This window comes from Ramlibacter sp. (assembly GCF_036676645.1).
Lineage (GTDB): Bacteria > Pseudomonadota > Gammaproteobacteria > Burkholderiales > Burkholderiaceae_C > Ramlibacter.
The window spans coordinates 1-13,836 of record NZ_JAKFCM010000104.1; the positions used below are offsets into that span (position 1 = coordinate 1).

Genomic DNA, 13,836 nt, shown 5'->3' on the forward strand with positions numbered 1-13,836 from the left:
CCGCGTGCTGGACCTGCGCCGGCCGTACATGCAGAAGAACCTGATGCTGCGCTACAAGGTGACGATGGAGGTGCGCAAGTTCCTCGACGCCAACGGCTTCATCGACATCGAGACGCCGATGCTCACCAAGAGCACGCCGGAAGGCGCGCGCGACTACCTGGTGCCCAGCCGGGTGCACGACGGCATGTTCTTCGCGCTGCCACAGTCGCCCCAGCTGTTCAAGCAGCTGCTGATGGTGGCGGGCTTCGACCGCTACTACCAGATCACCAAGTGCTTCCGCGACGAGGACCTGCGCGCCGACCGCCAGCCGGAGTTCACCCAGATCGACGTGGAGACCTCGTTCCTGACGGAGGAGGAGATCCGCACCATGTTCGAAGGCATGATCCGCAGCACCTTCCGCAACGTGCTGGGCGTCGACATCGGCGCCTTCCCCGTGATGAAGCACGTGGACGCCATGCGCCTGTACGGTTCGGACAAGCCCGACCTGCGCGTGCAGCTCGAATTCACCGAGCTCACCGACGTGATGAAGGACGTGGACTTCAAGGTCTTCTCCGGCCCGGCCAGCCAGGCCGACGGCCGCGTGGTCGGCCTGCGCGTTCCCGCCGGCGGCGCGATGAGCCGCGGCGAGATCGACGGCTACACCGAGTTCGTCAAGATCTACGGCGCCAAGGGGCTGGCCTGGATCAAGGTCAACGACGCGGCGGCCGGCCGCGAGGGCCTGCAGTCGCCGATCGTCAAGAACCTGCACGACCGGGCGATCGCCGCGATCCTGGAGCGCACCGGCGCGCAGGACGGCGATCTGGTCTTCTTCGGTGCCGACAAGGCCAAGGTGGTCAACGACGCGATCGGCGCCCTGCGGGTCAAGATCGGGCACAGCGATTTCGGCAAGTCGCACGGCCTGCTGGCGGGCGAGTGGAAGCCGCTGTGGGTGGTGGACTTCCCGATGTTCGAGTTCGACGACGACGCCCAGCGCTGGAACGCGGTGCACCACCCCTTCACGTCGCCCAAGGACGGCCACGAGGACTGGCTGGAGACCGATCCCGGCCGCTGCATGGCCAAGGCCTACGACGCCGTCCTCAACGGCATCGAGCTGGGTGGCGGCTCGGTGCGGATCCACCGCGAGGACGTGCAGAGCAAGGTGTTCCGCGCGCTGAAGATCGACGCCGAGGAGGCCAAGGTCAAGTTCGGATTCCTGCTCGACGCGCTGCAGTACGGTGCGCCGCCGCACGGCGGCATCGCCATCGGCCTGGACCGCTTCGTCATGCTGATGGCCGGCGCCGAGAGCCTGCGCGACGTGATCGCCTTCCCCAAGACGCAGCGCGCCCAGGACCTGCTCACCCAGGCGCCGGGGCCGGTCGACGAGAAGCAGCTGCGCGAGCTGCACATCCGGCTGCGCAATCCGCAGGCGACCTGAGCGGGCGCCGCGAGACCAGGTCTTCCCCGGCGGACCCGCCTCCAGCTCCTTGGTTCGCTTCAAGATCCCCCAATCCGTGCTGGTGGTGATCCACACCCCGGCGCTGGAGGTGCTGCTGATCAACCGCGCCGATGCCCCCGGCTTCTGGCAGTCGGTCACCGGTTCCCGGGCCCGCGACGACGAGCCGCTGGAGGAGACCGCGGTGCGGGAGGTCTTCGAGGAAACCGGCATTGCCGCCCGCGCCGGCGTGCTGCGCGACTGGGGGCTCGAGAACGTCTACCAGATCTACCCGCGCTGGCGGCATCGCTACGCCGAAGGCGTGACCCACAACACCGAGCACGTGTTCGGCCTGCAGGTGCCCGCCGGCACCGAAGTCCGGCTGGATCCGCGCGAGCACACCGGCTTCCAGTGGCTGCCGTGGCGGGCCGCGGCCGATGCCTGCTTCTCGCCGTCCAACGCCGAAGCCATCCTGCTGCTGCCACAATTTGCCGAATGACGGTGTTGCGCATCGCCACCTACAACATCCACAAGGGCGTGCAGGGGATCGGCCCGGCGCGGCGGCTGGAGATCCACAACCTCGGCCATGCGGTCGAGCAGCTCGACGCCGACATCGTCTGCCTGCAGGAAGTGCGCAAGCTGCACCGGCGCGAAGAGCGCTACTTCACCCGCTGGCCCGAGCTGCCCCAGGCCGAGTTCCTCTGTCCGGAGGGCTACGCCGCCGTCTACCAGACCAATGCGACGACCCGCCACGGCGAGCACGGCAACGCGCTGCTGTCGCGCTGGCCGGTGGTCTCGCACGGGCACGAGGACATGTCGGACCACCGCTTCGAGCAGCGCGGCCTGCTGCACGTGCAGGTCCAGGTCGACCGGCTCGACGTGCACGTGATCGTGCTGCACCTGGGCCTGATCGCGGGCAGCCGCACCCGCCAGGTCGAACAGCTGGCGCGCTTCATCGAGCGCGAGGTGCCGCGCAAGGCACCGCTGGTCGTCGGCGGCGACCTCAACGACTGGGGCGGCAAGCTGCGCCCGGCGCTGCGGCAGATCGGGCTGCAGGACTTCCGCGACGAGCGGGCCCGCACCTATCCCTCGCGCCTGCCGCTGGCCCAGCTCGACTACATCTACGCGCGCGGCCTCAAGCCGCACGGCCTGGAAATCCCGCGCGGACGGGTGTGGGGGCAGATGTCCGACCACCTGCCGCTGATCGCGACCTTCAGGGCCTAGCTGCGATGGCGCAACGGATCCCGCCGCTGCGCACCGGCCACACCCTGCGGCTGCTGGAGGGCAGTGCGCAGTACTTCCCGGCACTGGTGGCGGCCATCGACGGCGCGCACCAGGAAGCCTGGCTGGAGACCTACATCTTCGATTTCAACGGCGACAGCGCCGAGGTGGCCTGGGCGCTGGAGCGCGCCGCCCGCCGCGGCGTCAACGTCCGCGTGGTCGCCGACGGCTTCGGCACCGGCGAACTGCCGCCGGCCTGGCGCGTGCGCCTGCTGGCCGCCGGCGTGGACTGGCGCACCTACGCGCCGCCGGGCCGCTTCGGCGTGCTGCGGCCGGCCAGCTGGCGGCGGCTGCACCGCAAGCTGTGCGTGGTCGATGGGCAGGTCGCGTTCTGCGGCGGCATCAACATCCTGGACGACCTGCACGATCCCAACCACGGCGCGCTGGAGGCCCCGCGGCTGGACTTCGCGGTGCAGGTGACCGGGCCCCTGGTGGCCCAGGCGCGCGCGGCCATGCTGCAGTTGTGGCAGCGCATGCGCGCCTTCGACGAGCTCAAGCACGGCGGGCTGGCGGGCGCGCTGACCTCGCTGCGCGGGCAGCGCAGGCCGCCCCGGGCGGCGATCGCGCCGCCGGCCCACCGGCGCGGCAGCCGCGCCGCGCTGGCGCTGCGCGACAACGTTCGGCATCGCACCGACATCGAGCGGGCCTACCGCCGCGCCATCGGCCGGGCGCAATCCGAAGTGATCATCGCCAACGCGTACTTCGTGCCGGGGCGCAAGATGCGCCAGGCGCTGGTGAGCGCGGCCCGCCGCGGCGTCCGGGTGGTCCTGCTGCTGCAGGGCCGCTACGAGTACTTCATGCAGTACTACGCGGCCCGGCCGGTCTATGGCGTGCTGCTGCGCGCCGGCGTGGACATCCACGAGTACTCGCCCGGTTTCCTGCACGCCAAGGTGGCGGTGGTCGACGGGCGCTGGTCGACGGTGGGTTCGTCGAACATCGATCCGCTCAGCCTGCTGCTGGCGCGCGAGGCCAACGTGCTGATCGAGGACCGCAAATTCGCGCAATCGCTGCGCGCGCGCCTGCTGGATGCCGTGGCGCACGCGGGCCAGCGCATGGACGCCGCGCAATACGCGCAGCGGCCGCTGCGCGAGCGCGTGCTGGAACGCGTCGCGCTGGCGCTGATGCGGATCGCGCTGGCCATCCAGGACAAGCGCACCTACTGGTGAGCCATGCAGGACCTGGTTGTCCAGCGGCCCGAAGGGCTGTACTGCCCGCCCGGGGACTTCTACATCGACCCCTGGCGCCCGGTGGACCGGGCCGTGATCACGCATGCGCACGCCGACCACGCGCGCGCCGGCCACGGCCACTACCTGGCGGCGGCGCCGTCGGCGGGCGTGCTGCGCGCCCGGCTGGGCGGGATCGACCTGCAGCTGCTGGGTTACGGCGAGGCCGTCACGCACCGCGGGGTGCGCGTTTCGCTGCATCCGGCCGGACACGTGCTCGGATCGGCCCAGGTGCGGCTGGCGCACCTGGGCCGCGTGTGGGTGGCCAGCGGCGACTACAAGGTGGCGCCCGACCGCACCTGCGCCCCCTTCGAGCCGCTGCGCTGCGACGTCTTCATCACCGAGTCCACCTTCGGCCTGCCGATCTACCGCTGGCGGCCCGACGCCGAACTGTTCGCGTCGGTCAACGACTGGTGGGCGCGCAACCAGCTGGCCGGGCGCGCCAGCGTGCTGGGCTGCTACAGCTTCGGCAAGGCGCAGCGCATCCTGGCCGGCGTCGATCCGGCGCTCGGCCCGATCCTGGTGCACGGCGCGCTGCAGCCGCTCAACGAGGCCTACCGGGCCGCCGGGGTGGCCCTTCCGGACACGCGGCTGGCCACCGCGGTGAAGGACCGGGCCGAGCTGCGGCGCGCGCTGGTGCTGTGCCCGCCCGCCGCCATGGCCAGCCCCTGGATGCGGCGCTTCGGCGACGCCGGCACCGCCTTCGCCAGCGGCTGGATGCGGCTGCGCGGCGCGCGCCGGCGCGGCGGCTACGACCGCGGATTCGTCCTGTCGGACCACGCCGACTGGCCCGGCCTGCTGGGGGCGATCGCCGCCACCGGCGCCCGCCGCGTCATCGTCACCCATGGCAGCGCCGCGGCGATGGTGCGCCACCTGTGCGAGCAGGGGCTGGAGGCCTCCTCCTTCGCCACCGAATACGGCGACGACCGCATCGAGGCGGACCAGGCCGCCGATGCGCCGGTGCAGGAGCGGCCATGAAGCGCTTCTCGCAGCTGTTCGCCGAGCTGGACGCCACCACCTCCACCAACGCCAAGGTCGACGCGCTGCAGCGCTATTTCGCCGCAGTGCCGGCCGCCGATGCGGCCTGGGCCGTCTACTTCCTGGCCGGCGGCAAGCCGCGCCAGGTCATGCCCATGGCGCTGCTGGCGCAACTGGCCTGCGAGGAGGCCGGCATCGCGCCCTGGCTGTTCGACGAGTGCTACCAGGCGGTGGGCGACCTGGCCGAGACCATCGCCCACGTGCTGCCCGATGGCGGCACCACGTCCGAGGTGGGCCTGGCCGAGTGGGTCGAGGAGCGGCTGCTGCCGCTGCGCGGCCTGCCGCCCGCCGAGACCGGCGAGCGGGTGCGCCGCTGGTGGCGCGAACTGGACGACCCGGGGCGCTTCCTGCTGACCAAGCTGGTGGGCGGCGGCTTCCGGGTGGGCGTGAGCCGGCTGCTGGTGCAGCGCGCCCTGGCGGGGTACGCGGGCGTGGATCCCAGGCGGGTCGCCCAACGCATGATGGGCTACACCGACGGCAGGGCGATGCCTTCGGCGGAGCGATTTTCCGCGCTGCTGGCGCAGGCGGAGGAGGGCGGCGAGCCGTCGCCGGCGGACGCCGGGCAGCCCTACCCCTTCTTCCTGGCCCACCCGCTCGATGCCCCCGCGGAGGTGTTCGCCTCGCGCCTGGGGCCGGTGGCGCACTGGCAGGTCGAATGGAAGTACGACGGCATCCGCGGCCAGGTGGTCAAGCGGCAGGGGCAGGTCTGGCTGTGGTCGCGCGGCGAGGAACTGGTGACCGAACGCTTCCCCGAGATCGTGGCGCTGGCCCGGGCCTTGCCCGACGGCACGGTGCTGGACGGCGAGATCCTGGTCTGGAGCGAAGGGCCGGCCGAAGGCCCGGGCGGCGCGGCGCCGGGCCGCCCGGCGGCGTTCGCGCTGCTGCAGCAGCGCATCGGCCGCAAGAATCTCACGCGAAAGGTGCTGGCCGACGCGCCGGTGAGCTTCATCGCGTACGACCTGCTGGAGCAGGGCGGCATGGACATCCGGGCGCTGCCCCAGCGGGAGCGGCGCGCGCGGCTGGAAGGCCTGCTGGCCGGCACCGGCTTCAAGCTCTCGCCGGTCGAGACGGCGCCGTCCTGGCCCGATTTCGCACGCCGGCGCCTGCGGTCGCGCGAGCTGGGCGTCGAGGGTTTCATGCTCAAGCGCCTGGACGCGGCCTACGGGACCGGCCGCACCAAGGCCGACGGCCTCTGGTGGAAGTGGAAGATCGATCCCATGAGCGTCGACTGCGTGCTGGTCTACGCCCAGGCCGGGCACGGGCGGCGCGCCTCCGTCTACACCGACTACACCTTCGCGGTCTGGAGCCGCGAGCCGCGCGACCAGGCCGAGGTGGAGGGGGTGCTGGACGCCATCGCCCGCAGGGAGCCGCCGCTGCCCGGCGCCCTGCAGCTGGTGCCCTTCGCCAAGGCCTACTCCGGCCTCACCGACGAGGAGTTCCGCGAGGTCGACGCCCTGATCCGCCGCAGCACGGTGGAGAAGTTCGGGCCGGTGCGCAGCGTGCGGCCCTCGCTGGTGTTCGAACTGGGCTTCGAGGGCATCAACCGCAGCGCCCGCCACAGGAGCGGCATCGCGGTGCGCTTCCCCCGCATGCTGCGCATCCGCCGCGACAAGCCGCTGCGGGAGGCCAACACCCTGGCCGACCTGGAGGCGCTGCTGGGGGCCGCGGGCGGCTCCGGCTGAGGTTTCCCTGCGGGGTGGCCGGGCACCCCCCGGGTGTTAGCATTGCCCATGCTCATGAAAGCCGAATCGACTCCGCTGATCCCCGCGGCCGCCGACGAGGGCACGCCCGTGTCGGTGAAGATTCGCGAGCGGCTGAAGGCCGCGCGCAAGCGCTTTCATTCCAACGACAACATCGCCGACTACATCGAGCCCGGCGAGCTCGATGCGCTGCTGCGCGAGGTCGAGGACAAGATGCAGGGCGTCCTCGACAGCATGGTGATCGACACCGACAGCGACCACAACACGGCCGCGACGGCCCGGCGGGTCGCCCGCATGTACCTGACCGAGGTGTTCCGCGGCCGCTACATCAAGAGCCCCACCGTCACCGAGTTCCCGAACGCCGAGCACCTCAACGAACTGATGATCGTCGGGCCGATCACGGTCCGCTCGGCCTGCAGCCACCACTTCTGCCCGGTGATCGGCAAGCTGTGGATCGGCATCATGCCCAACGAGCACACCAACGTGATCGGCCTGTCCAAGTACGCGCGGCTGGCCGAGTGGGTGATGGACCGCCCGCAGATCCAGGAGGAGGCGGTGGTGCAGCTGGCCGACCTCATCATGGAAAAGACCCAGCCCGACGGGCTGGCCATCGTCATGGAAGCCAGCCACTACTGCATGGCCTGGCGCGGGGTGAAGGACATGGACAGCAAGATGATCAACTCGGTCATGCGCGGCGTGTTCCTGAAGGATTCCGCCCTGCGGCGCGAATTCCTGTCGCTGATCCCCCGGCGCAACGGGAACTGATCATGCTGGTTCGCCTGCTGTACTGCAGCCGGGTCGTGGACACCTCGCCCGCGGCCGTCGAGGCCATCCTGGTCCAGGCCCGCGAGCAGAACCCGGCCACCGGCATCACCGGCATCCTCTGCTACGGCGGCGGCATCTTCCTGCAGGCGATCGAGGGCGGCCGCATGCCGGTGTCGCGCCTGTTCGGCGAGCTCCAGAAGGACCCGCGCCACAAGGACGTGGTGCTGCTGCACTACGAGGAGATCACCGAGCGCCACTTCGGCGGCTGGACCATGGGCATGGTGAATCTCGAGAAGGTCAACCCGAACATCCTGCTCAAGTACTCCGAGAAGCCCGGGCTGGACCCCTACGCCTCGTCCGGCAAGGTGTCGCTCGCCCTGCTGGAGGACCTGATGGCCTCGGCCTCCATCTGCGGCCGCACCTGACGCGCACGCCCACCGGACAAATGGCCACGATCTTCCGACTGCCCCGGCTGCTGAGCTGGGGCGACTGCGACCCCGCCGGCATCATCTTCTATCCCACCTACTACCGCTGGATGGACGCCGCCAGCTGGACCCTGCTGGCCCGCTGCGGCTGGCCGGCGCAGCGCATGCGCGAGGAGCACCTGGCCGTGCCGCTGGTCGATTCGCAGTGCGCCTTCATGAGTTCGCCCACCTTCGGCGACGAGTGCGAGGTGCGCACCTCGGTGGCCCGCTGGGGCCGCAGTTCCTTCACGCTGCAGCACGAGTTCTTCCTGCTGGGCCAGGACGAGCCGCTGGCGCGCGGCACCGAGGCCCGGGTGTGGTGCCGCTACGAGGCGGGCCCCGGCTCGCCGCTGCGCAGCATGCCGATTCCGGCGGCGTTGCGCGAGGCCATGGGCGAACCGCCCGCCGCGTGACCGCAGCCGGCGGCCGCCCGCCGCTGGTGGGCTGCGATTTCTCCAGCAGCCCGACCCCCCGCAAGCCCATCGTGCTGGCCTTCGGCCATGCGCAGGGCGAGTGCGTCACCCTCGAGGGCCTGCACCGCATCCCCACGCTGGACGGCTTCGCCCGGTGGCTGGCCCGGCCCGGGCCCTGGCTGGCCGGTTTCGATTTCCCGTTCGGCCTGCCGCGCGCGCTGGTCCAGGAGCTGGGCTGGCCGCGGGAGTGGGAGGCCTGCATGGTCCACTACGCGGGCCTGGACCGGGCCCGGATCCGCGCCACCTTCTCCGCCTGGTGCGCCGCCCGCCCGGTGGGCGGCAAGTTCGCGCACCGCGCGTTCGACCGGCGCGCCGGCTCCAGCCCGTCGATGAAATGGGTCAATCCGCCGGTCGCCTACATGCTGCATGCAGCGATCCCGCTGCTGATCGGCGCGGACGTGCACATCCCCGGCCTGCGCGAGGGCGACCGCGACCGGGTCGCGCTGGAGGCCTACCCCGGCCTGCTGGCGCGCGAGCTGGTCGGCCGGCGCAGCTACAAGAGCGACGAGCGCAACAAGCAGACGCCGGAGCGCCTGATCGCGCGCCAGGACATCGTGGCCGCGCTGGAGGCAGGGCGTACGCGCCTGGGCTTGCGCCTGGGGCTCGGCCACGAGCAGCGCGACGCGCTGCTCCAGGACGCCAGCGGCGACTGCCTCGACGCGGTGCTGTGCCTGCTGCAGGCCGCGTGGGGCCAGCGGCAGGGACCGCCGCGCTACGGCTTGCCGGACGAGCTGGACCCGCTGGAAGGCTGGATCGTCACCGCGTAGGAGCACCCCGCGACCGGTCCGCCGCGGCATGGCCCGAAGGAGCCAAAGCCACCCCGTGCGCCCTGCGCAGACCCTAGCATGGCCCGACTGCACCGCACGGTGGCCGCACGGCTGCCGTCCACCGGAGAGCCGAGCATGCCCCACGACCTGGACACCGTCGACCTCGCCGTCATCATCCCCTGCTACAACGAAGAGGTGGCGATCGGGCGGGTGGTGGCGGATTTCCGCCGCGCGCTGCCGTCGGCGCGCATCCACGTGTACGACAACGCGTCGACCGACCGCACGGCGCAGGTGGCCGAACGGGCCGGCGCGACCGTCGGCCACGAGCCCTTCCCGGGCAAGGGCAACGTGATGCGGCGCATGTTCAGCGACGTCGACGCCGACGTCTACGTGCTGGTGGACGGCGACGACACCTACTGTGCGGCCGACGCGCCGGCGATGGTGCGCACGCTGCTGGACAACCAGCTGGACATGGTCAACGGCGCCCGCGTCACCGACGTCCGGCAGGCCTACCGCTTCGGCCACCGGTTCGGCAATCGCCTGCTCACCGGGCTGGTGCAGGTGATCTTCGGCAAGCAGTTCGAGGACATGCTGTCCGGCTACCGGGTGTTTTCGCGGCGCTTCGTCAAGTCCTTCCCGGCGACGTCCAGCGGATTCGAGATCGAGACCGAGCTGACGGTGCACGCGCTGGAACTGCGCATGAAGACCGCCGAGGTCGCGACCCGCTACAAGGAGCGTCCCGAGGGCTCGTGCTCCAAGCTCAACACCGTCGGCGACGGCCTGCGCATCCTGCGCATGATCGGCCTGCTGGTGAAGGAGGAGCGGCCGCTGGCCTTCTTCAGCACCGTGTTCGCGGTGCTGGCCCTCCTGTCGATCGGGCTGTCGGTCCCCATCGTGCTGGAGTGGTTGCACACCGGCCTGGTGCCGAGGTTCCCGACCGCCATCCTGTCGGTGGGGATCATGGTGGTGGCCGTGTTGTCGCTGGTCTGCGGCCTGATCCTGGACACCGTGACGCACTCGCGGCGCGAGATCAAGCGCCTGGCCTACCTGGAGATCCCCGCGCCGCGCTGGCCGGCCGAAGTGGCCGCCGCCCGGACCGGAGGCGGGTCGGCGGCGGTCGCGCGGCGCGCTCCGGATCCGGAGCCGGCCGCCCTGCCTGCCGCCCGAGTGGCGCTGTCCTGACGACCGGCATGCAGACCGACTCCGACCTCCTGTTCGGCTGGGAGCGGCACGGCGACGGCGACCGCGCCGGCGGATCGATGGCCGCCCGGGCGTTGGTGGCCCTCGGGGTCGGCCTGTTCGCCGCCAACCTGGCGCTGCACTACCCGGGCGTGATGAACAACGACTCGATCGGCCAGTACCGGCAGGCGCTGGCCGGTGAGTACGGCGACTGGCACCCGCCGATCATGGCCTGGCTGTGGTCCTGGCTGCGCCTGTTCGGCGACGGGCCCGCGCCCTTCCTGGTGCTGCACCTGGCGCTGTACTGGCTGGGGTTCGGCCTGGTGGCCGATGCCGTGCGGCGCGGCGGCCATCCGCGCCTGGCGTGGGCGGTGCTGCTGGCCGGCGCCTTCCCGCCTTTCCTGTACGTGAATGCGCAGGTGGTCAAGGACGTGGGCATGGCGGTGGCGTGGCTCGCCGCCGTCGGCCTGATCCACGGGTTCCGGGTGCAGCAGCGCCGCATGCCAATGGCGCTGGCCGTCGCAGCGGGGCTGCTGCTGTTCTACGGCGCGATGGTGCGCACCAATGCGCTGTTCGGCCTGGGCCCGCTGCTGCTGTACGCGCTGGCGCCCGCCCGCTGGCTGCGCAGCACCCGGTTGATGGCGGCGGCGGTGGTCGTGGCCCTGCTGGCGCTGCCCGCCAGCCAGCTGGCCAACCGCCTGCTGTTCCAGCCCCGGGCCGAGCATGCGGTGCAGTCGCTGTTCCTGTACGACCTGATGGGCATTGCGGTGCACACCGGCGAGCCGGCCGTGATCGAACCGCGCGCGACCTTCACCCGCGAAGAACTGCGCGACTGCTATTCGCCCTACTGGTGGGACAGCCTCAGCCCCTGGGGCCGTTGCGCGGGCCGGGTGCACCGGCCGGCCGGCGCCGACATGCCGACGCTGCCCGACGGCCTGGTGGCCCAGTGGCTGCGCAGCATCGCGGCGCACCCGGCGGCCTACCTCGAGCACCGGCTCAAGCACTTCAACTCGGCGCTGCTGTTCGCGGTCCCGCCCAAGCACATCCGGCTGACCCCCGAGTACCGCACCGGCGATCCGGCCCATCCGCCGCTGGAGGTGGTGACCGCGCGCGACGTGAAGCTGGACATCGTGCGCAAGAACCCGGGCGTGTGGCCGGTGACCTGGCTCACCTGGGCCGCCTGCCTGCTGGTGCTGCTGCGGCGCGAGCCGCCCGGGCCGGCGGTCGGCTTCGCGCGCGCGCTGTCGGTCTCGGCCCTGGGCTACTCGGGTGCCTACCTGCTGATCGGCGTGGCCACCGACATGCGCTACCACTACTGGTCGCTGCTGGCGGTGATGCTGAGCACTCTGGCTGTGCTGCCGCTGCTGGGCGAGCAGTGGCGGCGGCGGCCGCGGGAGCTGCTGGCGGGCGTGGCCGTCGTCGCGGCGGTGGTGGGCGTCGGCGTGGCCACCCGGCTGCTCGATTACCGGGGGTTCGTGTGACGCCGGCCGCGCGCATCGCCCGCTTGCCGCCGCTGCTGCGGTTCAGCCTGGTGGGCGGCGTCGGCTTCGTGGTCGACGGCGGCTTGCTGCAGCTGCTGGTGTCCGCCGCCGGCTGGGGCCCGATCGCCGCGCGCGCGGTGTCCTTCCCTGCGGCGGTGCTGGTGACCTGGTGGCTGCACCGCGGCATCACCTTCCCGGAACCGGGCGGCAGCCTGCTGCGCAGCCTGGCCCGCTACCTGGCCGTGAGCGTGCTCGGGACCGGTGTCAATTTCGGGCTTTACACCGCCCTGGTGCTGGCTTCGGCCGCCATGGCGGCCCAACCCATCGTGCCCTTCGCGATCGCGTCCGTCGTCGCCCTGGCCTTCAACTACCTGGGCAGCAAGCACTTCGCCTTCAGGCGCCAGGACGGCTGAAGGCCTGCAGCGCCTCGGCGTCCGTGCGGTACAGGCGCAGCTGCGGGCCCTCCTGCAGCTCGCCCGCCTTGCGCAGCACGCGCTCCACCGGCAGCTTCATGCCGCTGATGTGCAGCGTGATGCCGCGCCCCTGCAGCAGCTTGCGCAGCGCGCCGAACACCTCCACGCCGGTGGCGTCGATGCGGTTGATCGGCTGGGCGAACACGCACACGTGGCGCGTGTCCGGGTGCGCGGCGAGGTGCTCGACCAGGGCGCGCTCCAGGGCACTGGCGGAGGCGAAGTCCAGCTCGGCGTCCATGCGCAGCGCGTACGCCTGCGGTGCCAGCGGCGCCAGGCCCCACAGGTGGCGGTCGCGCAGGCTGCCGTCCGGGTGCAGCCCGACCTCGACGATGCGCGGATGCAGCCGCAGGTAGAGGAAGTGCGCCAGGCCCACCAGCACGCCGGTCAGCACCCCCCAGTAGATGCGCGGGGCCGACAGCACGGTGACCAGCACGGTGACGCCGGCCGTGACCGCCTCCACCCGGTTGACCTGCCACAGGGCCCTGAACACGCGCGGCTTGATCATGCCCATCACGGCGGCCACGACCACCGCGGCGAGGGCGGCCGAGGGCACGTGGTAGAGCGCCGGCGTCAGCGCCACCAGCACCACTCCCACGATCACGGTGGCGGCGACCGTGGCCCAGCCCGTCTTCGCGCCCGCATACAGGGTGATGGCCGATCGCGAGAAGGAGGTGCTGGTGGGGAAGCTCCCGGACAGGCCCGACACCAGCTTGCCCATGCCCTGGCCGATCAGGTCCTGGTTGGCGTCCCAGCGCCTTCCTTCCTTCTGGTTCTCGATCTTGGCGCTGGCCGCCATCTCGAGCGAACTGACCAGCGCGAGCACGAAGGCGGGCGCCACCAGGTCGCGCAGCGATTCCAGCCCCGGCCAGCCGGGCCAGTACGGCGCGGGCAGCCCGGCGGGCAGCCGGCCGACCACGCTGCCGCGGGCGTCGTAGCCGGTCCAGGCGCTCAGGGCGGCCGCTGCCGCCAGCACCAGCAGCACCATCGGGACCTTGGGGAAGCGCCGCTTGCCCAGCTCGAACAGGGCCACGCTGACCAGGCCGTAGGCCATGCCTTCCATGTCGAACCGCGGCCCGTCCAGCAGGGAGGACAGCGGGCCCTGCAGGCCGAGCAGGCGCGGCAGCTGTGACGCGATGATCAGCACGGCGGCGGCCTGGCTGAAGCCGGTGAGCACCGGCGAGCTGACCAGGTTCAGCACCCAGGCCGAACCGGTGCCGCCCACCACCAGCTGCAGGGTGCCGGCCAGCAGGGCCAGCCAGACGGCCAGCGCCACCCACTGCCCGCTGCCGGGCTCGGCCAGGCCGATGAGGGAAGCGCCCACCAGCACGCTGCTGAGGGCCGAGGGGCCGACCGACAGCCGCGTCGAGGCGCTGAACAGCACCGCGGCCAGCATCGGCAGGAAGGTGGCGTACAGGCCCGCGACCAGCGGCATGCCGGCCAGGCTGGCATAGGCCACCGACTGCGGGACCATGACGACGGCCACGGTCAGCGCGGCGGCCACCTCGCCGCGCATCAGGCCCAGGGTGGGCCGTGGCCAGTTCAGGAAGGGAAGCCAACGGGACAAGCGGCGCATCCGTCGAG

The 13,836-nt window shown here is 71.8% G+C and carries 14 protein-coding genes; 13 read left to right on the forward strand and 1 reads right to left on the reverse strand.

The window, feature by feature from the left end; all coding sequences use genetic code 11:
- The 13 genes from aspS to V6M57_RS15285 form a co-directional block, all read left to right on the forward strand.
- Nucleotides 1-1,414: aspartate--tRNA ligase (aspS, locus tag V6M57_RS15225; RefSeq protein WP_332815847.1), on the forward strand; the 1,414-nt coding region annotated here is incomplete at its 5' end.
- Between the two features lie 49 nt (nucleotides 1,415-1,463).
- Nucleotides 1,464-1,910 carry a dihydroneopterin triphosphate diphosphatase gene (gene nudB, locus V6M57_RS15230; protein ID WP_332815848.1) on the forward strand — a complete coding sequence of 149 codons (447 nt, stop codon included), beginning with the start codon at nucleotides 1,464-1,466 and terminating at the stop codon, nucleotides 1,908-1,910.
- Nucleotides 1,907-2,635, forward strand: a complete 729-nt coding sequence (locus V6M57_RS15235; RefSeq protein WP_332815849.1) for an endonuclease/exonuclease/phosphatase family protein — start codon at nucleotides 1,907-1,909, stop codon at nucleotides 2,633-2,635. The genes nudB and V6M57_RS15235 overlap by 4 nt, the downstream gene beginning before the upstream one ends.
- 5 nt (nucleotides 2,636-2,640) lie before the next feature.
- Nucleotides 2,641-3,858 carry a cardiolipin synthase ClsB gene (gene clsB, locus V6M57_RS15240; protein WP_332815850.1) on the forward strand — a complete coding sequence of 406 codons (1,218 nt, stop codon included), beginning with the start codon at nucleotides 2,641-2,643 and terminating at the stop codon, nucleotides 3,856-3,858.
- A 3-nt stretch (nucleotides 3,859-3,861) separates the two neighbouring features.
- Nucleotides 3,862-4,893, forward strand: a complete 1,032-nt coding sequence (locus tag V6M57_RS15245) for a ligase-associated DNA damage response exonuclease (RefSeq protein ID WP_332815851.1) — start codon at nucleotides 3,862-3,864, stop codon at nucleotides 4,891-4,893.
- Entirely contained in the window at nucleotides 4,890-6,635 is a 1,746-nt protein-coding gene (locus V6M57_RS15250) for an ATP-dependent DNA ligase (protein ID WP_332815852.1), read from the forward strand. Before V6M57_RS15245 ends, V6M57_RS15250 begins: the two co-directional genes overlap by 4 nt.
- A gap of 48 nt (nucleotides 6,636-6,683) precedes the next feature.
- Nucleotides 6,684-7,418 carry a GTP cyclohydrolase I gene (folE, locus tag V6M57_RS15255; protein WP_332815853.1) on the forward strand — a complete coding sequence of 245 codons (735 nt, stop codon included), beginning with the start codon at nucleotides 6,684-6,686 and terminating at the stop codon, nucleotides 7,416-7,418.
- A 2-nt stretch (nucleotides 7,419-7,420) separates the two neighbouring features.
- Entirely contained in the window at nucleotides 7,421-7,843 is a 423-nt protein-coding gene (locus tag V6M57_RS15260; protein ID WP_332815854.1) for a BLUF domain-containing protein, read from the forward strand.
- 20 nt (nucleotides 7,844-7,863) lie between these two features.
- A complete protein-coding gene (locus tag V6M57_RS15265) occupies nucleotides 7,864-8,295 on the forward strand; it encodes an acyl-CoA thioesterase (protein ID WP_332815855.1) in 432 nt (143 codons plus the stop codon).
- Nucleotides 8,292-9,122 (forward strand): DUF429 domain-containing protein, encoded by an 831-nt coding sequence (locus V6M57_RS15270; protein ID WP_332815856.1) that lies wholly within the window; start codon nucleotides 8,292-8,294, stop codon nucleotides 9,120-9,122. Before V6M57_RS15265 ends, V6M57_RS15270 begins: the two co-directional genes overlap by 4 nt.
- A gap of 135 nt (nucleotides 9,123-9,257) precedes the next feature.
- The gene (locus V6M57_RS15275) at nucleotides 9,258-10,304 is read left to right on the forward strand and encodes a glycosyltransferase family 2 protein (RefSeq protein WP_332815857.1); all 1,047 of its coding nucleotides are present in this window, start codon (nucleotides 9,258-9,260) and stop codon (nucleotides 10,302-10,304) included.
- Between the two features lie 8 nt (nucleotides 10,305-10,312).
- Complete coding sequence (locus V6M57_RS15280) at nucleotides 10,313-11,782, forward strand: hypothetical protein (RefSeq protein WP_332815858.1); 1,470 nt, start codon at nucleotides 10,313-10,315, stop codon at nucleotides 11,780-11,782.
- Nucleotides 11,779-12,195 (forward strand): GtrA family protein, encoded by a 417-nt coding sequence (locus V6M57_RS15285; protein WP_332815859.1) that lies wholly within the window; start codon nucleotides 11,779-11,781, stop codon nucleotides 12,193-12,195. Before V6M57_RS15280 ends, V6M57_RS15285 begins: the two co-directional genes overlap by 4 nt.
- On the opposite strand, the gene V6M57_RS15290 is transcribed toward V6M57_RS15285, so the two are convergent.
- Nucleotides 12,176-13,828, reverse strand: a complete 1,653-nt coding sequence (locus V6M57_RS15290; protein WP_332815860.1) for a SulP family inorganic anion transporter — start codon at nucleotides 13,826-13,828, stop codon at nucleotides 12,176-12,178. The genes V6M57_RS15285 and V6M57_RS15290 overlap by 20 nt on opposite strands.
- Nucleotides 13,829-13,836 lie beyond the last annotated feature (8 nt).

Bases quoted from the DNA above. Each gene is read 5' to 3' on its own strand.
- V6M57_RS15290 (WP_332815860.1), bottom strand. From the start codon at position 13,828: ATGCGCCGCTTGTCCCGTTGGCTTCCCTTCCTGAACTGGCCACGGCCC.
- V6M57_RS15280 (WP_332815858.1), top strand. From the start codon at position 10,313: ATGCAGACCGACTCCGACCTCCTGTTCGGCTGGGAGCGGCACGGCGAC.
- clsB (WP_332815850.1), top strand. From the start codon at position 2,641: ATGGCGCAACGGATCCCGCCGCTGCGCACCGGCCACACCCTGCGGCTG.
- V6M57_RS15275 (WP_332815857.1), top strand. From the start codon at position 9,258: ATGCCCCACGACCTGGACACCGTCGACCTCGCCGTCATCATCCCCTGC.
- V6M57_RS15245 (WP_332815851.1), top strand. From the start codon at position 3,862: ATGCAGGACCTGGTTGTCCAGCGGCCCGAAGGGCTGTACTGCCCGCCC.
- V6M57_RS15265 (WP_332815855.1), top strand. From the start codon at position 7,864: ATGGCCACGATCTTCCGACTGCCCCGGCTGCTGAGCTGGGGCGACTGC.
- V6M57_RS15250 (WP_332815852.1), top strand. From the start codon at position 4,890: ATGAAGCGCTTCTCGCAGCTGTTCGCCGAGCTGGACGCCACCACCTCC.
- folE (WP_332815853.1), top strand. From the start codon at position 6,684: ATGCTCATGAAAGCCGAATCGACTCCGCTGATCCCCGCGGCCGCCGAC.
- V6M57_RS15260 (WP_332815854.1), top strand. From the start codon at position 7,421: ATGCTGGTTCGCCTGCTGTACTGCAGCCGGGTCGTGGACACCTCGCCC.
- V6M57_RS15235 (WP_332815849.1), top strand. From the start codon at position 1,907: ATGACGGTGTTGCGCATCGCCACCTACAACATCCACAAGGGCGTGCAG.